Origin of the sequence: Serratia sp. CY83965 (genome assembly GCF_052166375.1) — a bacterium.
Lineage (GTDB): Bacteria > Pseudomonadota > Gammaproteobacteria > Enterobacterales > Enterobacteriaceae > Serratia > Serratia marcescens.
In genome coordinates, this window is the sequence record NZ_JBJNOV010000011.1 from 74,251 (window position 1) to 95,081 (window position 20,831).

18 protein-coding genes are annotated in these 20,831 nt (G+C 61.0%); 10 read left to right on the forward strand and 8 right to left on the reverse strand.

Annotated features, from left to right (window positions below; genetic code table 11):
• Nucleotide 1: 1 nt before the first annotated feature.
• The 3 genes from ACJ8PL_RS20105 to ACJ8PL_RS20115 form a co-directional block, all read right to left on the reverse strand.
• On the reverse strand, nucleotides 2-664 hold the full coding sequence (locus ACJ8PL_RS20105) for an OmpA family lipoprotein (RefSeq protein ID WP_016929583.1): 663 nt from the start codon (nucleotides 662-664) through the stop codon (nucleotides 2-4).
• Between the two features lie 246 nt (nucleotides 665-910).
• Entirely contained in the window at nucleotides 911-1,363 is a 453-nt protein-coding gene (locus tag ACJ8PL_RS20110) for an N-acetyltransferase (protein ID WP_028128062.1), read from the reverse strand.
• Nucleotides 1,360-1,926: a DNA-3-methyladenine glycosylase I gene (locus ACJ8PL_RS20115; protein ID WP_016929581.1), complete on the reverse strand. Its 567-nt coding sequence runs from the start codon at nucleotides 1,924-1,926 to the stop codon at nucleotides 1,360-1,362. Before ACJ8PL_RS20115 ends, ACJ8PL_RS20110 begins: the two co-directional genes overlap by 4 nt.
• A gap of 196 nt (nucleotides 1,927-2,122) precedes the next feature.
• Here ACJ8PL_RS20115 and ACJ8PL_RS20120 point away from each other — a divergent pair, with 196 nt between their 5' ends.
• The 7 genes from ACJ8PL_RS20120 (at nucleotide 2,123) to ACJ8PL_RS20150 (ending at nucleotide 13,162) form a co-directional block, all read left to right on the forward strand.
• Entirely contained in the window at nucleotides 2,123-4,111 is a 1,989-nt protein-coding gene (locus ACJ8PL_RS20120; protein ID WP_028128061.1) for an autotransporter domain-containing esterase, read from the forward strand.
• Nucleotides 4,112-4,834: 723 nt separating this feature from the next.
• Nucleotides 4,835-5,752, forward strand: a complete 918-nt coding sequence (gene glyQ, locus ACJ8PL_RS20125) for a glycine--tRNA ligase subunit alpha (protein WP_004933966.1) — start codon at nucleotides 4,835-4,837, stop codon at nucleotides 5,750-5,752.
• A gap of 9 nt (nucleotides 5,753-5,761) precedes the next feature.
• Nucleotides 5,762-7,831: a glycine--tRNA ligase subunit beta gene (glyS, locus tag ACJ8PL_RS20130; RefSeq protein ID WP_016929579.1), complete on the forward strand. Its 2,070-nt coding sequence runs from the start codon at nucleotides 5,762-5,764 to the stop codon at nucleotides 7,829-7,831.
• Nucleotides 7,832-8,140: 309 nt separating this feature from the next.
• Nucleotides 8,141-8,860, forward strand: a complete 720-nt coding sequence (locus tag ACJ8PL_RS20135; protein WP_016929578.1) for a DUF3053 domain-containing protein — start codon at nucleotides 8,141-8,143, stop codon at nucleotides 8,858-8,860.
• Nucleotides 8,861-9,401: 541 nt separating this feature from the next.
• Nucleotides 9,402-11,312, forward strand: a complete 1,911-nt coding sequence (locus ACJ8PL_RS20140; protein WP_261106440.1) for a PTS mannitol transporter subunit IICBA — start codon at nucleotides 9,402-9,404, stop codon at nucleotides 11,310-11,312.
• Nucleotides 11,313-11,370: 58 nt separating this feature from the next.
• The gene (locus ACJ8PL_RS20145) at nucleotides 11,371-12,516 is read left to right on the forward strand and encodes a mannitol-1-phosphate 5-dehydrogenase (protein WP_442531341.1); all 1,146 of its coding nucleotides are present in this window, start codon (nucleotides 11,371-11,373) and stop codon (nucleotides 12,514-12,516) included.
• 94 nt (nucleotides 12,517-12,610) lie between these two features.
• Complete coding sequence (locus tag ACJ8PL_RS20150; RefSeq protein ID WP_016929575.1) at nucleotides 12,611-13,162, forward strand: MltR family transcriptional regulator; 552 nt, start codon at nucleotides 12,611-12,613, stop codon at nucleotides 13,160-13,162.
• On the opposite strand, the gene ACJ8PL_RS20155 is transcribed toward ACJ8PL_RS20150, so the two are convergent.
• Nucleotides 13,159-13,767, reverse strand: coding sequence for a LysE family translocator (locus tag ACJ8PL_RS20155; RefSeq protein WP_016929574.1), 609 nt, complete (start codon nucleotides 13,765-13,767; stop codon nucleotides 13,159-13,161). The two genes, ACJ8PL_RS20150 and ACJ8PL_RS20155, sit on opposite strands and share 4 nt — an antisense overlap.
• A gap of 141 nt (nucleotides 13,768-13,908) precedes the next feature.
• Here ACJ8PL_RS20155 and ACJ8PL_RS20160 point away from each other — a divergent pair, with 141 nt between their 5' ends.
• Together ACJ8PL_RS20160 and ACJ8PL_RS20165 are read left to right on the forward strand one after the other, a co-directional pair.
• A complete protein-coding gene (locus ACJ8PL_RS20160; protein WP_033639085.1) occupies nucleotides 13,909-15,375 on the forward strand; it encodes an aminotransferase-like domain-containing protein in 1,467 nt (488 codons plus the stop codon).
• 73 nt (nucleotides 15,376-15,448) lie between these two features.
• Entirely contained in the window at nucleotides 15,449-15,811 is a 363-nt protein-coding gene (locus ACJ8PL_RS20165) for a YibL family ribosome-associated protein (protein WP_004933989.1), read from the forward strand.
• A gap of 11 nt (nucleotides 15,812-15,822) precedes the next feature.
• Here ACJ8PL_RS20165 and ACJ8PL_RS20170 read toward each other — a convergent pair whose 3' ends face one another.
• Nucleotides 15,823-16,602 carry a class I SAM-dependent methyltransferase gene (locus ACJ8PL_RS20170; RefSeq protein ID WP_049299615.1) on the reverse strand — a complete coding sequence of 260 codons (780 nt, stop codon included), beginning with the start codon at nucleotides 16,600-16,602 and terminating at the stop codon, nucleotides 15,823-15,825.
• 103 nt (nucleotides 16,603-16,705) lie between these two features.
• Nucleotides 16,706-17,377: a 6-hydroxyaminopurine reductase gene (gene yiiM / locus ACJ8PL_RS20175; RefSeq protein ID WP_079450363.1), complete on the reverse strand. Its 672-nt coding sequence runs from the start codon at nucleotides 17,375-17,377 to the stop codon at nucleotides 16,706-16,708.
• A gap of 131 nt (nucleotides 17,378-17,508) precedes the next feature.
• Here yiiM and ACJ8PL_RS20180 point away from each other — a divergent pair, with 131 nt between their 5' ends.
• Nucleotides 17,509-18,123 carry a histidine phosphatase family protein gene (locus ACJ8PL_RS20180; protein ID WP_028128060.1) on the forward strand — a complete coding sequence of 205 codons (615 nt, stop codon included), beginning with the start codon at nucleotides 17,509-17,511 and terminating at the stop codon, nucleotides 18,121-18,123.
• 32 nt (nucleotides 18,124-18,155) lie between these two features.
• Here ACJ8PL_RS20180 and ACJ8PL_RS20185 read toward each other — a convergent pair whose 3' ends face one another.
• Both ACJ8PL_RS20185 and sodA read right to left on the reverse strand, forming a co-directional pair.
• Nucleotides 18,156-20,084 carry a methyl-accepting chemotaxis protein gene (locus ACJ8PL_RS20185; protein WP_016929569.1) on the reverse strand — a complete coding sequence of 643 codons (1,929 nt, stop codon included), beginning with the start codon at nucleotides 20,082-20,084 and terminating at the stop codon, nucleotides 18,156-18,158.
• A 125-nt stretch (nucleotides 20,085-20,209) separates the two neighbouring features.
• The gene (sodA, locus tag ACJ8PL_RS20190; RefSeq protein ID WP_317006098.1) at nucleotides 20,210-20,830 is read right to left on the reverse strand and encodes a superoxide dismutase [Mn]; all 621 of its coding nucleotides are present in this window, start codon (nucleotides 20,828-20,830) and stop codon (nucleotides 20,210-20,212) included.
• Nucleotide 20,831 lies beyond the last annotated feature (1 nt).

A 20,831-nucleotide genomic window follows, 5' to 3' on the forward strand; every position in this document is an offset into this window, starting at 1 on the left:
ATTACTGCAGCGGGCTGAGGGTGATCTCGACGCGGCGGTTTTGCGCCTTGCCTTCCGCGGTGCTGTTGGAGGCGATCGGGTTGTCCGGGCCGGCGCCGGTGGTGCGGATACGGTTCGCCGCCACGCCCTGGGTGATCAGCGCGCTGGCTACGCCGTCGGCGCGCTGCTGCGACAGGTTCATGTTGAGCGAGCGGGAACCGGTGCTGTCGGTGTAGCCGACCACGTTGACCGCGGTTTTCGGATACTCTTTCAGCACCATGGCGACGCCGGTCAGGGTGTTGGCGCCCGCCGGTTTCAGCGTGGCGCTGCTGCTGTCGAAGGTCACGTTGTTCGGCATGTTCAGCACGATGTTGTCGCCCTGACGGGTGACGCTGACGCCGGTGCCTTTCATCTTGTCGCGCAGCTTGGCTTCCTGCACGTCCATGTAATAGCCTGCGCCGCCGCCGAGGGCTGCGCCGGCCGCTGCGCCGATCAGCGCGCCCTTGCCGCGATCTTTCTTGGAAGAGGACAGCACGCCGACGCCGGCGCCCAGTGCGGCGCCGAGGCCCGCGCCGATGCCGGATTTGCCGACTTCGGATTCGCCGGTGTAAGGGTTGGTGGTACAGGCTGACAGCGTGAGCGCGACGCTCACTGCGCCGGCAATAATTGCAATGCGTTTTTTCATGTTCTTGTCCTTAATGGCATCAATTCTGTACGCGCCGGCCCAACACGGGGGCGCAAAAAGTAGGCGACGCAGGTGGGGCCCGCATCACCGCGCTACTATGACGCGTTGGCTCGCCGGCAGTTCCGGAGAAAAACGTGACAAATGATGAGCGCGGGTAAGTGCTGGGGGAGTTATGCGACAAAACGCCGGGCGGCGCCATGCAGCGGATTCCTAATTGCGCGCCGCCAGGGCGCGAATGCGCCTTTTTTAACCGTAACCGGTTGAATTCTCGATTGCCGGCCAGTTCATGATCAGCGTATAGGCCTGGGTTTCGTCGTTAAACAGGCGTTGCGTTACCTGAAAACCGTGCTTGTGGTAAAACGCGCAGGCGCGCAGGTTTTGCTGATACACCTCCAGGCTGAGCCGACGGTAGCGCTGCTGTACGTGCGTCATCAACGCCTGGGCGACGCCGCGGCCGTGAAACGCCCGATCGACAAACAGCGCGCCGATGAACTGCTCGTCCAGCACGCTGATAAAGCCGACGATTTCGTCGTCATGCCAGCAGGCCCAGCTTTGCGCGCGCGGCAGGTAGTTTTCCCGCACCAACGCGGCGCTCTCACGCCAGTATTTTTCCGCCACGAACGGATGGGCGGCGATGGTGCTGGGCAGCCACAGCGCCATCAGCCGTTCGATATCCTCCGGGCCACAGGGGCGGATCACCGTGGCTTTGGGTAACACATGCACCCCGTGAGATGATCGTTCACCAGCCCGCTGGCCTGCATGAAGGCGTAACAGATGGTGGAGCCGATAAACTTGAAGCCGCGCTTTTTTAGCGCCTTGGACATGGCGTCGGACTGCTCGGTTTTGGCCGGCACCTGATTCAGCGCTTGCCAGCGGTTAAGCTGCGGCCGGCCGCCGACGAAGTCCCAAATGAAGGTAACGAAATTCTCCCCGGCCGCCTCCATCGCCAGATAGGCCTTGGCGTTGGTGATGATGGCTTCTATCTTGCCGCGGTGGCGGATGATGCCGCTGTCCTGCAGCAGGTTTTCCACGTCTTGTTCGGTCATGGCGGCGACACGCCGCGGATCGAAATCGTGGAAAGCGCGGCGGTAGTTCTCGCGCTTTTTCAGGACGGTGATCCAGGAAAGGCCGGCTTGCTGCCCCTCGAGGCACAACATTTCAAACAGCTCGCGCGCGTCGGTGGTGGGCGCGCCCCATTCCTTGTCGTGATACTCGAGATACAACGGATCGGCCGTCACCCAACCGCAACGTTCGTCTGCCATCCTGAATGTCCTTATGCTGTGTTTATGAACAGTAATCATCGCTCGAAGCGCCGAACTTGGCAAGCCTCTGATTGTTTTGTCATCGGCCCGCTTGACGTGACGAAAAAGCCGACAATAGTTACTACATGGCCGGTGGAAAACTGACCAACGATAAAAACGACATGGCCTTCATTTGCAGGCTCTCAGGAGTCGATCCATGCCTCTAAAAATAACGTGCATGCCCCGCCCGGCGGCGCTTGCAGTGGCGTTACTTTGCAGTGTGACCCTTCCGGCTCAGGCGTACGATCAACTCTACGTCTTTGGCGACAGCCTGAGCGATACCGGCAACAACGGCCGGTTCACCTATGACGGCAGCCAGCACCTGCTGTACGACGAAGCATTGGCGCAACGCATCGGGGCGGCGCTGGTAGCTTCGGACAACGGCGGTGAGAACTACGCCGCCGGCGGCGCGGTGGCGGTGCCGGGCCTGAACCCGGCCGACAACACCCAGGAGCAGGTGCAGCGTTACCTGAACCGGGTCAATGGCCAGGCCGACGGCGACGGTTTGTATATTCATTGGATCGGCGGCAACGACCTGGCGGCGGCAGCGCTGAATGCCGCTACCGCGCCCGGCGTGGCCTATAACAGCGCCGCGGCGGCGGCGGCGCAAGTGCATTCGCTGCTGAACGCCGGCGCCGGCACGGTGATCGTGCCGACGGTGCCGAACATCGGCTCCACGCCGCAGCTGATGGAATTGATCATTCAACAGGCGCTGTCACCGGTGCAGGGGGCGGCGATCCAGGCGGCTTATGCCACGCTTAGTTCGGTGGCGACGCCGGACAACGCTTCACGCACGCAGGCGATCCACGCGGCGTTGACCGCTGCGGCGAAGCAGGGCAGCGCCATTCCTCAGGTGCAGCAGGCGATCGCCGCGCAGCTTATCGCGGCGTATGACGGCCTGAGCGCGCAGGCCGCTCAACTGACCGATTTCTATAATCAAAGCGAAGACCGTTTGCTGGCGCAGGGGAGCGGCAATATCGTGCGGGTGGACGTCAACAAGCTGTTCGCCGAAGCGATCGCCAATCCGGCGCAGTTCGGCTTCGCCAACACCGCCGGCATGGCTTGCCCGCCGGGCGTTTCCTCGGCGGTCTGCCGTTCCGACATGCCCGGCTTCGACGCCGGCCAGTCCTATCTGTTCTCCGACCATTTCCACCCCAGCCCACAGGCGCACCTGCTGATTGCGGATTATATCCAGGCGGTATTGGATGGTCCGGCGCAGGTGGTGGCGCTGAATCAGGCGACGGCGGCGATGGCGCGCGACAGCCGCGCCACGCTCGACAGCCGCTTCCAGCAGCTGCGCAACGGCGACAACCCGCAGGGTTCGCTGGGGGTGTTCGGCGGTTACGCCGGCCAGCACTACGACTATGCCGATAACCGGGCCGCGGGGGACGGCAACGCCACCACCCACAACCTGACCGTCGGCGTGGACTATCAGCTGACCGACAGCTGGTTGATCGGCGCGTTGATCGCCGGTTCCAACGACGATCAGCATCCTTCCAGCCGCTTTGATTACAAGGCGCGCGGGCTGCTGCTGTCGGCTTTCAGTTCACTGGCGATCTTCGAGCACGGCTGGGTCAACGCCGATCTGCACTATGCGACGATGGATTATGACGACATCCGCCGCAGCATGCGGCTGGGGCCGCTGACGCGCACCGAAACCGGTTCGACCACCGGCAGGCAGTGGGGCGCGCGCGTGACCGCCGGCTATGACTTCCCGATCGCCTCTTACCTGACTACCGGGCCGGTGGCGCAGTTCGCCTGGGACTACAGCCGCGTTTCCGGCTACAGCGAAGACAGCGATGACAGCACCGCCATGCGCTTCAACGATCAAACCTACCACTCGCAGATCGGTGCGTTGGGTTGGCGGCTGGATACGCAATTCGGCGTGTTTAACCCTTATGCGGAGGTGAGTTATCAGCACCAGTTCGGTGACGACGTCTACCGCGCCGGCGGCGGCCTGAAATCGACGCAAACCTCGTTCACCCGCGACAGTGCGGGCCAGGACAAAAATTGGGTGGATGTCACGTTGGGGGCCAACATGCCGTTGACGGACCGGGTATCGGCCTTCGCCACCGTCTCGCAAACCGGCGGGCTGAGCAGTGGCGAGCAGTTTATGTATAACGTCGGCGTCAGCGCACGTTTTTGAATTGGCCATCGGCGCGCTCAAGATAAGCCATAAGGTCTGATAAGGGATTTATGCGGAAGGCGGCCTGGGGAAATTATGCGGGCCGCAATGAGGTTGACGGAAAGACAAAAAAAAACTGATCCTATGAAAGGATCAGGTAGCCACTTGGCCAACACCAGGGAAAATTTTATTTATTATTGTATAACCAAAGATTAACTGTCAATTTGTTTCTGTGGCCCGTTAGCGCCGTATTTCATCCCTGGCCGTTCCTCCCATGCCCTGCGCGTCGGCACGCCGCGCGATATCACCTTATTTTTCACGATAATAAGAAATAATCCGGCACTTGATCACATTATCTCTCGATGAGGGGAGTTTTTTAGTTGATAAAATTAACAAAAATAACATCGGCGCAACTTTATCTCGTGGGAAATATAAGGATATGCGCACGTAAATCAGCATAAATTTAATCGGTGAAGGGGGAAATAGCGTTCAGCCAATTGATTATTTAAACGGCGGTGAGTGATGTTTTTGTTAAATGTTTCTAATGTGTGTGCCGGGTGTGTTTTTCTGGACGGCGAGGGGACCGGCAGACGCGTTGTTTTTCCCGCTGTGCCCGATGCGTGAAAATCCAGCGTTTCTCACCCCGATTCGCACTTGTTGCCGGATTCTGGCTGTATATCTTACGGTCAAAGGGTATACTGGCGCATTCCATCTAAATCCACTTGTATCGCGTGCGAATTCAACATGCAAAAGTTTGATACCAAGACCTTCCAGGGCCTGATCCTGACACTGCAGGATTATTGGGCGCGCCAGGGCTGCACCATCGTTCAACCATTGGACATGGAAGTCGGCGCGGGAACCTCACACCCGATGACGTGCCTGCGCGCACTGGGGCCGGAGCCGATGGCCGCCGCCTATGTGCAGCCATCTCGCCGCCCGACCGACGGCCGCTACGGTGAAAACCCGAACCGTCTGCAGCACTACTACCAGTTCCAGGTGGTGATTAAGCCATCGCCGGACAACATTCAGGAACTCTACCTGGGCTCGTTGAAAGAGCTGGGTCTGGATCCGACCATCCACGACATTCGCTTCGTGGAAGACAACTGGGAAAACCCGACGCTCGGCGCCTGGGGCCTGGGTTGGGAAGTGTGGCTGAACGGCATGGAAGTGACGCAGTTCACTTACTTCCAGCAGGTCGGCGGCCTGGAGTGCAAGCCGGTGACCGGCGAGATCACCTACGGTCTGGAGCGTCTGGCGATGTACATCCAGGGCGTGGACAGCGTGTACGATCTGGTGTGGAGCAACGGCCCGCTGGGCGTCACCACCTACGGCGACGTGTTCCATCAGAATGAAGTGGAGCAGTCCACCTACAACTTCGAATACGCCGACGTCGACTTCCTGTTCTCCTGCTTCGAGCAGTACGAGAAAGAAGCCCAATCGCTGCTGGCGCTGGAAAAACCGCTGCCGCTGCCGGCCTACGAACGCATCCTGAAGGCGGGCCATACCTTCAACCTGCTGGACGCGCGCAAGGCGATTTCGGTGACCGAGCGTCAACGCTACATTCTGCGCATCCGCACGCTGACCAAAGCCGTTGCCGAAGCCTACTACGCTTCCCGCGAAGCGCTGGGCTTCCCGATGTGCAACAAGAAGAACGAGAACTAAGAGGCAGCCATGACTCAACAGACTTTCCTGGTGGAAATCGGCACGGAAGAGCTGCCGCCGAAGGCTCTTCGTTCCCTGGCGGAATCTTTCGCCGCCAACTTCACCGCCGAACTGGACAACGCCGGCCTGGAACACGGTGAAGTGAACTGGTTCGCCGCACCGCGCCGCCTGGCGCTGAAAGTGGCCAACCTGAGCGCGGCGCAGGCCGATCGCGAAATTGAAAAACGCGGCCCGGCGATCGCCCAGGCGTTCGACGCCGAAGGCAAACCGAGCAAAGCGGCCGAAGGCTGGGCGCGCGGCTGCGGCATCACCGTCGATCAGGCTGAACGCCTGGTGACCGACAAGGGCGAGTGGTTGATGTACCGCGCCCACGTCAAAGGCCAGTCGGCGCAACAACTGCTGGCCGGCATGGTCAGCACCGCGCTGGCTAAACTGCCGATCCCGAAACTGATGCGTTGGGGCGACTCTGACGTGCAGTTCGTGCGTCCGGTGCACACCGTTACGATGCTGCTGGGCGCCGATCTGATCCCGGGCACCGTGCTGGGCATCGACTCTGCGCGCACCGTGCGCGGCCACCGCTTCATGGGCGAAGCCGAGTTCACCCTCGATAACGCCGACCAATACCCGCAGATCCTGCTGGAGCGCGGCAAAGTGGTCGCCGACTACGAAGCGCGTAAAGCCCTCATCAAACGCGACGCCGAACTGGCGGCGCAGAAGATTGGCGGCAAGGCCGATCTGAGCGACAGCCTGTTGGAAGAAGTGGCCTCGCTGGTGGAATGGCCGGTGGTGCTGACCGCCAAATTCGAAGAAAAATTCCTGGCGGTGCCGGCGGAAGCGCTGGTGTACACCATGAAGGGCGACCAGAAGTATTTCCCGGTGTACGACGCCGCGGGCAAACTGCTGCCGAACTTTATCTTTGTGGCCAACATCGAGTCGAAAGACCCGCAGCAGATCATTTCCGGCAACGAGAAGGTGGTGCGTCCGCGCCTGGCCGATGCCGAGTTCTTCTTCAACACCGATCGCAAGAAACGCCTGGAAGACAATCTGCCGCGCCTGGAAACCGTGCTGTTCCAACAGCAGCTGGGCACCCTGCGCGACAAGACCGATCGCATTCAGGCGCTGGCGGGCTGGGTTGCCGGCCAGATCGGTGCCGACGTCAACCACGCCACCCGCGCGGGCCTGCTGTCGAAGTGCGACCTGATGACCAACATGGTGTTCGAATTCACCGACACCCAGGGCGTGATGGGCATGCATTACGCGCGCCACGACGGTGAGGCGGAAGACGTAGCCGTTGCGCTGAACGAGCAGTATCAGCCGCGCTACGCCGGTGATGCGCTGCCGCAGTCGCTGGTGGCCTGCTCGCTGGCGATCGCCGACAAGATGGATACCCTGGCCGGCATTTTCGGCATCGGGCAGCATCCGAAAGGCGATAAAGACCCATTCGCGCTGCGCCGCGCCGCGCTGGGCGTGTTGCGCATCATCGTCGAGAAAAACCTGCCGCTGGATCTGCAGACCCTGACCGAAGAGGCCGTGCGCCTGTACGGCAGCAAGCTGACCAACGCCAAGGTGGTCGACGAGGTGGTGGAATTCATGCTGGGCCGCTTCCGCGCCTGGTATCAGGAAGAAGGCCACGCCGTCGATACCATTCAGGCGGTGCTGGCGCGCCGTCCGACCAAACCGGCCGACTTCGACGCGCGCGTCAAGGCGGTATCCCACTTCCGCACGCTGGACGAAGCGGCGGCGTTGGCTGCGGCCAACAAACGCGTCTCCAACATTCTGGCGAAGTCTACCGAAACGCTGAACGACAGCGTGCGCGCCTCGGTGCTGAAGGATGCGGCGGAGATCCAGCTGGCGACTCACCTGGTGGTGCTGCGCGACAAGTTGCAGCCGTACTTCGCGGCGGGCAACTACCAGGAAGCGCTGGTGGAACTGGCCGCGCTGCGTGAGCCGGTGGATGCGTTCTTCGACAACGTGATGGTGATGGCGGACGATGCGGAAGTGCGCGTTAACCGTCTGACGCTGCTGAGCAAACTGCGTGAGCTGTTCCTGCAGGTGGCGGATATCTCCGTGCTGCAGTAAGCGGTTCTTTGCTGTGAAAAGGCGCCTGCGGGCGCCTTTTTTATTTCCGAAGCTGGGCTGTGAAGGTAAGCTCGCCCGGCGGCTTGGGGTGACTGACTTGGGAGAATTGCAGCCTCCGCTCGCCGACGGCAATGAACCTCAGTGCGTTTTGCGCACGATGTTCAACCGCCACCGGCCGAGACAATGTTCACTGCAAACGGAATCGCGTATCGGAACGCCGCCAGTTGATCTATTCTTATAGGCGCACGGAGTGCGGAAAAAGGGGCGGAGTCCAATGAAAAAGCAGGTTTATAACAGGAGTTATGTCACATGGCGGTAGGGATCCAGAGCAGAGGTTTCGCGCGTTGGTTGGCACCGGTATTGGCATTGTTGGTGGTCATGCAATTGACCGCCTGCGGCGATAAAGAGCCGGAACAGCGCAAAGCATTTATCGATTACTTACAGAATACCGTGATGCGCAGCGGGGCGAATATCCCCACGCTGAGCGAAGACCAGAAGCAGAAGTTCGGCAACTATGCCGGCGATTACGCGATTTTGGTCGGCTTTTCACAGCAGCTGTCCAAGTCGGTCGGCGCCAGCCTGACCCCGGCGCTGGATCAGATTAACCAGATCCGCACCGCACAGGACTATCTGAACAAACGCGATGCGCTGCAGCAATCGGTCGGGGCGTTGAACCTGCTGGGCCAGCAGATCCAGTCCGCCAAGTCGCAGGCGGATACCGCCCGCGCGGCGTTGAAACAGCCCGACGATCTGAAGGCGGTGTACAACCAGGCCTATGACAAAATCGTCACCGCGCCGGCCAACGCCCTGATGCCGGCGATCCCGACCACCGCCAGCTTTGTGCAGGATCTGGTGCAGGTTGGCGATTTCCTGCAGAGCCAAGGCAATCAGGTCAGCTTCAACAACAACGGCGTGCAGTTCCGCACTGCGCAGCAGGTGGCGCAGTACAACACCATGATGTCGAATCTGGTGGCCAAACAGCAGAACCTGGTGAATGCGCAGAAAGCCATTCAAAGCGTGACGCAATAACGCGCCTACGACGATCTACAGGCCGGCATTGCCGGCCTGCTTTATTTCCCCTCAGCGTTTCCAATAGCTTGCTGGTTTATTGCGCAGGCTTCTGTACTACACTTCAATTAATCCATTCATTCGGCAATGTAGTTTTCTTTCATTCATCACTTCGCTAGTTCCCGGCGGGATGAGTGCTCACAGGGAAGATCAAACAGAGCGTCGCGATTGGTCGCTGCAGCCAAAAATAAATTGTGATGTTTATCACAGTTTAAAAACAAATAACCAAGTTAAAAATGTGACCGTTATCACTTTATTGTCGATTTTTGGGCGGTTTTTTTCTCACTGTGCTTTTTTTACACGTCATAAGTGTGATCTTTATCACTATAAATGAGGGTTTGTTGGGGTGTTGTGTGTGACTTGTATCACAAAAAATTCGTGAAGTTCGCGTGACAAAAACAGCGTGATAGAGTCCGTTTCGCATACAGCGGCAACACGGCTGGATCGTCACAACAATAATCACGCGCTCTATTGTCAGCGCGTAACAATAGGGGTGTGTTTTATGTTTTCACCAGACATCAAGGTTAAAGTGCAAAACTTTGGCCGCTTCCTGAGCAACATGGTGATGCCCAACATCGGCGCCTTTATCGCCTGGGGGATTATCACCGCGCTATTCATTCCAACCGGCTGGCTGCCGAATGAAACCTTAGCCAAGCTGGTCGGCCCGATGATCACCTATCTGCTGCCGCTGCTGATCGGCTACACCGGCGGGCGGCTGGTGGGCGGCGAGCGCGGCGGCGTGGTCGGCGCCATCACCACCATGGGCGTCATCGTCGGCGCCGACATGCCGATGTTCCTCGGCTCGATGATCGCCGGCCCGCTGGGTGGCTGGGCTATCAAGCATTTCGACCGCTGGGTGGACGGCAAGATCAAAAGCGGCTTTGAAATGCTGGTGAACAACTTCTCCGCCGGCATCATCGGCATGCTGCTGGCAATCCTGGCTTTCCTGGGCATCGGGCCGCTGGTGGAGGTGCTCTCCAAGCTGCTGGCGGCGGGCGTGCACGTGATGGTGAAGAACAACCTGTTGCCACTGGCGTCCATCTTCGTTGAACCGGCGAAAATCCTGTTCCTGAACAACGCCATCAACCACGGCATCTTCTCGCCGCTGGGTATCCAGCAGGCCACGGAAGTCGGTAAGTCGGTATTCTTCCTGATTGAAGCCAACCCAGGCCCGGGCATGGGCGTGCTGATGGCCTACATGTTCTTCGGCCGCGGCAGCGCCAAGCAATCCGCCGGCGGTGCGGCGATCATTCACTTCCTGGGCGGCATCCACGAAATCTACTTCCCTTACGTGCTGATGAATCCACGTCTGCTGCTGGCGGTGATCCTGGGCGGCATGACCGGCGTATTCACCCTGACGATGCTGAACGGCGGCCTGGTTTCTCCGGCTTCCCCGGGTTCGATCCTGGCGGTGCTGGCGATGACTCCGAAAGGCGCCTACTTCGCCAACATTGCGGCGGTGTGCGCAGCCTTTGCCGTCTCCTTCGTGGTGTCTGCTTTCCTGCTGAAAACCTCCAAAGTGAAAGAGGATGACGATCTGGAAGCCGCGACCCGCCGCATGCAAGAGATGAAATCGCAGTCCAAAGGCGGCGCAGCGGCGCCAGCGTCGGTCGACGGCGATCTGAGCACCGTGCGCAAAATCATCGTCGCCTGCGATGCGGGCATGGGTTCCAGCGCCATGGGCGCCGGGGTGTTGCGCAAGAAAGTGGCGGACGCCGGGCTGAAGAACATCTCGGTGACCAACAGCGCCATCAACAGCCTGCCGGACGATGTGGATCTGGTCATCACGCACCGCGATCTGACCGAGCGCGCGATGCGCCACGCGCCGCAGGCCCAGCACATCTCGCTGACCAACTTCCTCGACAGCAAGCTGTACAGCGATCTGGTCGAGCGTTTGCTGGCGGCCAACCAAATCAGCGACAACCAGCAGAAGGTGCTGGATGACAGCGTCGAAGCCGGTGAGCCGAACCTGTTCAAGCTGAGCGAAAGCAACGTGTTCCTCAACCTGCAGGCCAGTGACAAAGAGCAGGCGATCCGCTTCGCCGGCGAGCAGCTGGTGAAGGGCGGCTACGTTGAGCCGGAATACGTGCCGGCGATGCTGGAGCGCGAAAAGCTCACGTCCACCTACCTGGGCGAGTCGATCGCCGTGCCGCACGGCACCATCGAGGCTAAAGACCGGGTGCTGCGCACCGGCGTGGTGTTCTGCCAGTACCCGCAGGGCGTGCGCTTCGGCGATGAAGAGGACGAAGTGGCGCGCCTGGTGATCGGCATCGCCGCGCGCAACAACGAGCATATTCAGGTGATCACCAGCCTGACCAACGCGCTGGATGACGAGAGCGTGATCGAGCGGCTGGCGAATACCACCAGCGTCCAGGAAGTGCTGGACCTGCTCGGCGGCAAAAAAGCCGGATAACAGAATCATTTTAAAGGGTGCAGCTTGCTGCACCCTTCGACATTAAGAAGGTAGAGTTATGAAAGCATTACATTTTGGCGCAGGGAACATCGGCCGCGGTTTTATCGGCAAGCTGCTGGCGGACGCGGGCGTTGAGCTGACCTTCGCCGACGTCAATCAAACGGTGCTGGATCTGCTGAACAGCCGAAAAAGCTACTCGGTGCACGTGGTGGGCGAGCAAGAGCGCGTGGAGAACGTCACCAACGTCAGCGCCGTCAACAGCGGCGGCGAAGCCGCGGTGGCGCTGATCGCCGAGGCGGATCTGGTGACCACCGCCGTGGGTCCGCAAATTCTCGCCAAAATCGCCGGCACGATCGCCAAAGGACTGGTGCTGCGCCATCAGCAGGGCAATGCGCAACCGCTGAACATCATCGCCTGCGAGAACATGGTGCGCGGCACCAGCCAGCTGAAACAGCATGTGTTCGCCGCGCTGCCGCAGGACGAGCAGGCATGGGTTGAACAGCACGTCGGCTTCGTCGATTCGGCGGTCGATCGCATCGTGCCGCCGGCGGACAGCAGCGATCCGCTGGAAGTGACGGTGGAAACCTTCAGCGAATGGATCGTCGATCAGACGCAGTTTAAAGGCCAGCCTCCGGCGATCGCCGGCATGGAGCTGACCGACAACCTGATGGCCTTCGTCGAGCGCAAGCTGTTCACCCTCAACACCGGCCACGCGATCACCGCCTACCTCGGCCAACGGGCCGGGCTGCAAACCATTCGCGACGCCATTCTCGAGCCGGCGATCCGCCGGGTGGTGAAAGGGGCGATGGAAGAGAGCGGCGCGGTGCTGATCAAACGCTACGGCTTCGACGCCGACAAGCACGCCGCCTACATCAACAAAATTCTCGGCCGCTTCGAAAACCCGTATCTGCACGATGACGTCGAGCGCGTGGGGCGCCAGCCGCTGCGCAAACTGAGCGCCGGCGATCGCCTGATCAAACCGCTGCTGGGCACGCTGGAATACGGCCTGCCGCATGCCAACCTGATCCAGGGCATCGCCGCCGCCATGAGTTACCGCAGCGAACAGGATCCGCAAGCGTTGGAGTTGGCGGAATTGCTGAATACGCTCGGGCCGAAAGCCGCGCTGGCGCAAATTTCCGGCCTGCCGGCGGAAAGCGAGGTTGTAGAAGAGGCCGTTGCTGTGTATAACGCCATGCACAAGTAGAATCGTGATGATGAACACCCGAGCGCAGCTTGCTGCGCTCCTGGAACCCGAGTTCGGCATCGACGGCCCTCCCCACGCCTTTCGAAAAGCGACGATGGAAGAAGCACAGGCATTTGAAAACCAGGTTCTGGAAAAGCTGAACGCGGGCAAAACGGTGCGCAGCTTCCTGATCGCGGCGGTAGAGCTGCTGGCGGAAGCGCTCAACGTGCTGGTGGTGCAGGTATTCCGCAAGGATGACTACGCGGTGAAATATGCCGTCGAACCGCTATTGTCCGGCAGCGGCCCGCTGGGGGAGCTGTCGGTGCGCCTGAAGCTGATGTACGGCCTGGGGGTGATTTCCCGCCACGAATATGAAGACGCCGAACTGCTGATGGCGATGCGCGAAGAGCTGAACCACGACGGGTCGGAATACCGCTTCGTCGACGACGAAATACTCGGGCCGTTCGGCGAGCTGCACTGTGTGGCAGCGCTGCCGCCGGTGCCGACTTTCCTGCAGCCGGGCGAGGCGGATGAAGCGCTGATCGCCATGCAGCGCCAGCGCTATCAGCAGATGGTGCGCTCCACCATGGTGCTGTCCATTACCGATCTGATCGCCGGCATCGGCGCCAAGCAACCCTCCCGGCTCTCTCCTCTCGGCCGCGGCTAGGCAAAGGCCGCGCGCCACTCGTCGAACAACAACCACAGCGCGGTGGCGGCCATCAGCCCGGACATCGCGCCGTTGAACACCCGCAGCTTCCAGGTGACCCGCAGCGCGTTGCGCAAGCGGTCGCCCAGCACCGCCCACAGCAGCACGCAAGGCAAGTTCAGCAGCGCGAAACCGGCGATGACCGACAGCGTATGGACAAAGGTGGCGCCTTCGCGCGGGGTGAACAGGATCGCCACGTTGATCACCATCAGCCAGGCCTTGGGGTTGACCGCCTGAAACAGCGCGCCGTTGAGCAGGCTCATCGGCTGCGCCTGCTCTTTGGCGTCCGGCGAGGCCGCCTGGAACAGTTTCCATGACAGCCACAGCAGATAAGCGCAGCCGATCACCGCCAGCGGCAGGCGGATGACGCCGGCCCAGCTCAGCGCCAGCGCCAGCAGCGGGATAATGATCGCCAGCTGTACCGCGCAACCGACGCAGATGCCAAACAGCATCGGCAGGGTGCGGCGCAGGCCGAAGTTGACGCCCGACGAGGCCAGCAGCAGGTTGTTGGGGCCGGGGGTGATCGACATGACGGTGACGTAGCTGACAAAGGCAGAGTCCAGCATGGCAGGTTCCTTGAAAATGACGGTGATGACGAGAGATCAGCATAATCGCTGCAATGGGATGGTGACAGAACCACAAATCGGATATTGTCATGGTTACAGTTGTACAAAATGTAAACTGTACCCATTGCCTGGAGAGAAACTGTGACCCTGCTCGATGAAACCCCGGATACCCGTTACCTGCAGCTGGCGGACACGTTGGCCGAAGCCATTCGCCGCGGCACGCTGCAGCCCGGCGACCGCTTGCCTTCGGTGCGGCGCTGTGCGCAAACCCATCGTGTCAGTATCAATACCGTGGTGTCGGCTTACCGCACGCTGGAGGATCGCGGGTTGATCGAGGCGCGACCGCAGTCGGGGTTTTATGTCCGCAGCACGCTGCCGGCGCTGAAGATGGCCTCGGCGCCCTGCGGGCGCATCGAACCGCCGGCGGACGACGTGCTGGCGCTGATCGACACCGTGTTTGCCGCCCAGCAAAACCCGGCCTTCACCAACATTGCGTTGGCTTGCCCGCAGACCAGCGACTTTTATCCCGGCGGCAAGTTGGGGCGCATGCTGTCCTCTCAGCTGCGCCGCCAGCCGGATCTGATCGGGCAGTATCCGTTGCCGCCCGGCAGCCTGCGGCTGCGTCAGCAGATCGCCCGCCGCTCGATGACGCTGGGCATGCTGCTGGAGCCGGGCGACGTGGTGCTGACCCACGGCTGCATGGAAGCGCTGCAGCTGGCGCTGCGCGTCACCACCAAACCGGGCGACTGCGTCGGGCTGGAGTCGCCGACCTATTTCTACCTGCTGCCGCTGCTGGCCAGCCTGGGGCTGAAAGCGCTGGAAATCCCTACCGATCCGCAGTTGGGACTGTCGTTGGACGCGCTGGAGCTGCTGTTGAACGAGAAGCGGCTGAATGCGGTGATCGCCATGCCGACGGTGCAAAACCCGCTGGGCTGCACCATGCCGCTGGCGGCGAAAAAGCGGCTGGCGCGGCTGATGAACGATCATCAGGTGCCGTTAATTGAAGATGGGCTGTATGCCGAGATCCAGTTCGGCGGCGCGCTGTCGCCGGCGGTGAAGGCGTTCGATCGCGACGGCTGGGTGCTGTTTTGCTCCAGCTTTACCAAAACGCTGGCGCCGGATTTTCGCGTCGGCTGGGTCTGCGGCGGCCGCTTCCACGAGGCGTTGCGCAAGCTGAAGGCGGTGTCGTCGATGTCAGAGTCGCAGCTGCTGTCGGAAACGCTGGCGACCTTCCTGGAGAGCGGCGGTTACGATCACCATTTGCGCAACCTGCGCAAGCGCTATGCGGCGCAGGTCGACGAGGCGCGGGCGCTGATCGCCCGGCATTTCCCGCGCGGCACGCTGGCCACGCAGCCGGCGGGCGGCTTCGTGTTCTGGGTCGAATTCCCCCCTGGCGTGGACAGTGTGGCGCTGTTCCATCAGCTGCTGGAGGAGCAGATCTGTTTAACGCCGGGCACCCTGTATTCGCCCAGCGGGCGTTACCGCAACGCGCTGCGGCTCTCCTGCTGCTACCCGTTCAACGCGCGCTACACCCAGGCGTTGGCCCGGCTCGGCGCCAGGGCCTGCGAGATGAGCGGCTTGCCGCCCGGCATTGCGCAGGACGGGTAACGGCGCGCGCCTTTTGCTACAATGCCGGTATCATTGATTAGCGTGCCATTTTGGGCACAACGGGCCAGAGACCATGAAAGAGAAAGAAAAGGCAGAGATCAAGCGCCTGAGCGACCTGCTGGACGCCTTGAACCACAAAGACGCCACCGTGATCCAACAGGGCAACCCTGAGTTGATCGCGCAACACACCAAAGAGAAAGAGAAACTGGCGACGGAGATCGAGCGCCTGAAAAACGTGCGCGGCGAGAAGCTGAGCGCCGAAGCGCAGAAGCTGAGCAAGCTGCCGTTCAGCCGCGAGATCACCAAGAAAGAGCAGGCCGATATGGGCGCGCTGAAGAAAAGCGCGCGCGGGTTGATCGTGGTGCACCCGATGACCGCGCTGGGCCGCGAGATGGGCCTGAAAGCGGTCACCGGCTACGCTAAGAAAGCGTTCTGAACCCCTTGGCGTCAGACCTTGGTGGTGTAATACGCCTTGGTCTGATAGGGCACGGTGACCGTGTCCTGGCCCCGCAGCTCCTCTTCTTCCGCCACCAGTTGGCGCAACCGATCGATAACCTGCTCCTGTTGCGGCTGCGGCAGCGCGGCGATAAAGCTGGTTGAACGCACGCGGTTGTAGATCACGTCCTCCACCGCGCCGCGGTGGCCCAGCATAAACACCTGCTCCTGCAGCGGTTCAAAGCCTTTGAACGGGAAGAACTTGCGCCATTCGCCGGTATAGAAACGCGGCGCATCGCCTTCGTGGCTATCGACGATCTGATTCAGTTTGCGCACCCAGCCGACGCGCGCATCGCGCATGTTCCACACCAGACCGAGTTTGCCGCCGGGCTTGAGAATGCGCTGGATTTCCGCCAGCGCCTGCGGCGTGGCGAACCAATGGAAGGACTGGGCACAGACCACGGCATCGACCGACTCGTCCGGCAACGGGATCGCGTCGGCGGTGCCCGCCAGCGTTTTCACCTGCGGCAGCGCCGCCGACAGTTTTTCCAGCATTTGCGGCACCGGTTCGACGGCGATCACCTGCGCGCCGGTTTCCAGCAGGCGCGGGGTGAACTTGCCTGTGCCGGCGCCGAGATCGATGACCGTCATGCCGGCGTGCAGGCCGATGACGTCACGCAGCCAGACGGCGATTTCCGGCGGGTAATCCGGCCGGCCTTTCACATAGCGATCGGCATTGGCCTGATAGCCTTCGGCGGCGGCGTGATGAATCGAATGGGTCGGGGTGGTCATATACCTGGCTCCTGGCTGAAAAAACGTGCGGCTACAGTATAGGCGGAAGAAAATGTTTAGCGCGGCATCCGGCGCACGTTTTTCATCTTTTCCGCCCGCGCGTTCAACGGCCGAGCAGGCGGCGATTGAAGTCCTCGAGGCGCCCTTCGGCGAGCCGCGTGAGCATGGTCTTGCTCCAGCTGGCGGAGAGGCCGGCCACCGCCAACAGGCGGCGGTACTGTTCCGCGTCGAACGGCATATGCCAGGCGATGGCGATGGCTTCGGCGACCGTCACGTCGCTGCTGCGCGCCGCCAGCTCCAGCGGACGGTCGCCGCTGACCGCGCCCGGCGACACCACCCGATACAGCCAGCCGCAGCGGCCGCTTTGCTGCATCAGCAGCGAAATATCCTCGATCGCGAAGTGATAATTGAGCTTGAAGCACGGCGAGCGCGGCTGGGTGACCTGGATCAGCGCCTCGCCCCAGCGGAAGATGTCGCCCATAAACACATTGTGTTCGGTCAGCCCTTCGGTGGAGAGATTCTCGCCGAAGGCCGGGGCGCAAAACTGCTCGGCCTGCGCCGGAAACTGCTCGCGCCAGTGGGCGTAATGCTCGCGCGGGTAGTGGCACAGTGCGCGATCCGGCCCGCCGTGATAGCTTTTCTCCGCCTGTTCGTCGCCTTCCAGCCCGAGCGGCGTGAGCCGGACAGCGCCATCCACCTGGCGTTTGGCGATGGCGCTGGGGCGCCCGCCCTCATAGGGTTGAATGCTGCCGATGTAAATGTCTGGGTGATGCATGTGCGCCTCCGTGTCTCGCGTCGAGGGCTCAGCATAGCCTGAGTTGTTCTCGTACACTACCCGGCGTTTACCTGTACGGAAGGATGTGTTTTTCCTGTCTATATTTAGGCTTTTATCGTCGAGAAAAAACCATGCGTTTCATTGTATTGAGGCATGCGGAGTCAGAATGGAACCGCTCGGGGATTATTCAGGGGCGAAGTGACAGTCCGCTGACAGAAGAGGGGCGACGTCAAATCGCTGGGCTTGGCGCTCGCTTGCAAATGTTATCGGTCACTTCGTTGATCAGTTCACCGACTGGTCGGGCTTTTACGACAGCGGAGACGTTGGCTGAGCGATGTGGCTGCACTGTGCAAATGGATGAGCGTTTGCAGGAGCAAGATTTTGGCCGACTGGAAGGATTATCTTATGCGCAGGCCATGCGCGATTATCCTGAAGCGACGCAGTGCCTCTTTGCCGGTAAGGCAGAGGCGTCGGCGCCGGGAGGGGAGAATGCTTATGAGGTTGCCTGGCGCCTGATGGCTTGTCTGTCCGATCTGGCTGTCGATGGACAAAATCAAACGCTTGGTGTTGTTACGCACGGCCATGCTCTGCAGGCACTGATTTGGTGGCTTAAAGGGGCCGACCCGCAGGAGGACCTTCGCAGATACGGTCATCGCAATTGCGGCTATGCAATGCTTGATGTGACCGCCTCTGGTTTTAATTTGTTGAATTGGGGAGTCGCGACCCACCTGTTGCCAAAAAGATAGGGCGAGGAACGGATATTCCTCGCCTGAGGGCGTCAGAAGGTGGTCCAGTTCTCTTCCGCTGCGGCGTTGGCGGCCGCGGGTTTGACGGCCGGCGCTTTCGGCGCGGCGGCTTTGGCGGCGAGGGGCTCGGTCTGTTCCGCCAAACGGAACACCGAGACGCTCTGCAGCAGCATATCGGCCTGTTCTTCCAGCGAATCGGCGGCGGCGGCGGACTCTTCCACCAGCGCGGCGTTCTGCTGGGTGGTGTGGTCCATTTCGACGATCGCCTGGCCAATCTGGGCGATGCCGCGCGTCTGCTCATCGGAGGCGGCGGCGATCTCGGCCATGATGTCGCGCACGTGGGTGACCGAACGGACGATCTGTTCCATGGTATTGCCGGTGCTTTCCACCAACTCAGTGCCGGTTTTCACCCGGCTGACCGATTCGGCGATCAGCCCTTCTATTTCCTTGGCCGCCTGGGCGCTGCGGCTCGCCAGGCTGCGCACTTCACTGGCGACCACCGAGAAGCCGCGGCCCTGTTCGCCGGCGCGCGCCGCTTCCACCGCGGCGTTGAGCGCCAGGATGTTGGTCTGGAAGGCAATGCCGTTAATCAGGGTGGTAATTTCGGCGATACGCTGCGAACTGCTGGAGATATCGCGCATGGTGCTGACCACGTTTTCCACCAGCTTACCGCCCTGTTGTGCGGTCTGCGAGGCGTCGGTGGCCAGCTGGTTGGCGTGATGAGCATTGTCGGCGTTTTGTTTCACCGTGGCGGTCAGCTGTTCCATGCTGGCCGCGGTTTCCTCGACCGCCGCCGCCTGCTGTTCGGTGCGGGAGGAGAGATCGGTGTTGCCGGCGGCGATTTCCGCCGAGGCGGTGGAGACCTGGCTGACCCCCATCTGGATCTTCTCAATCATCGTGCGCAGGTTTTGGCTCATCGCCGCCACCGCGTTCAGCAGTTGCCCCAGCTCGTCGCGGCGGGTGCTGGTCTGCGCCTGGCGCAGGTCGCCGCCGGCGATGCGTTCCGCCATGGCCAGCGTGCTGTGCAGCGGACGGGTGATCTGCAGGGTGATGCGCCAGGCGATAAGCACCCCGGCGATGATGGCGATCAGGGTGGTGACGCCCATCTGCAGCTGCGCCAGATTGATGTTGTTGCGCGTCTGCACCAGTTCGTCCTGCATAAAGGCGTTCACCAGCGTGCCGATCGCTTGCGCGCGTTCGCCGAGCTGCCGGCTGATTTGCTGTTCGTGCTCATAGGCCGGCAGGTAGGCCGCGATGCGGTTTTTGTAATCGTCCAGCGCGGCCAGCAGCGGTTGCAGCTGCGGGCGCTGCGCGTCGCTGACCCGGCGGCTCAGGGCGTTGGCCGCGTCGCGCGCGTCGTCGATGGCCGCCATCAGCGGCGCTTCGGTTTCCTTGTTCAGGCTCAGCAGCAGACCGCGCGCGCCGTAGCGCACCTGGGTCAGCTTCTGGTTAAGCTGGATGAAGGCCAGCTGCAGATCGCCGTTGGTGAGCTGACGCTCCACCTGGCTCAGGCTGGCCTGCACTTCCGACATGTTCCAGCTCTGGCGCACCGCGTCTTTTGCCGTGACCGCCTGCTCAAAGACTTTTTGCTGCTGTTGATATTCCCCGATCAGCGTCACCAGACGCTGCAGATCCTTGCGGCTTTGGGCGTCCCAGTCCAGCGCCTGCCCCTGATCTATCAGCTTGACGGCATTTTCAATATTGGCGCGGTTGTTCTGCAGATACTCCGGCTGGTAGGTCTGGCCGTACATGGCGCGGTTGTATTTGGCCTGGTTGATCTCCTCGTTCAGCCGGTTGCTGAAGTCGATGCGATCGGCGCGGGATTCGATGATATGCAGATATTGCGCCCCGGTGCCGGCGATGACGACCGCCAACAGCAACAACAGCGCGAAGCCGAGACCGAGCTTTTTACCTACGGTGAGATGAGTGAACTTTCCTGCCAATGCTTGCAATGCCGCCATAGCGTTTTTCCTTCTCCGGGCGAACGTCAATTGAACAAACCATCGGCAAGAAGTGGTCAAACTTTAGCGGATTTCAGGCAAAAAAATACCCGCCGGTGGCGGGCATCTTTATCAACGGGGGCGAGTTACTTCTTCGCGGCGAAGCGTGCGGCGGCTTCATCCCAGTTGACCACGTTCCAGAACGCCTTGATGTAGTCAGGGCGTTTGTTCTGATATTTCAGGTAGTAAGCGTGTTCCCACACGTCCAGGCCGATGATTGGGAAACCGGAAGCGCCGGCGACGGCTTCGCCCATCAGCGGGCTGTCCTGGTTGGCGGTAGACACTACGGCCAGCTTGCCGTCTTTCAGCACCAGCCAGGCCCAACCGGAACCGAAGCGGGTGGCTGCGGCTTTCTCGAACTCTTCCTGGAATTTCTCAACGCTGCCGAAATCGCGCTCGATGGCCGCTTTCAGATCGCCGCCCAGCGTGGTGCCGGTTTTCAGGTTTTTCCAGAAGAAGCTGTGGTTGGCGTGACCGCCGGCGTTGTTGCGCATGAAGGTGCGTTTGTCGGCAGGCACTTTGTCCAGATCCTGGATCAGTTCTTCAACGCTGTATTTGGCCAGCTCAGGGTAGACTTCCAGCACGGTGTTGGCGTTGTTGACGTAGGTCTGGTGGTGTTTGGTGTGATGGATTTCCATCGTCTGCTTGTCAAAATGCGGTTCCAGTGCGTCGTAAGCGTACGGCAGGGATGGCAGTGAATAACTCATA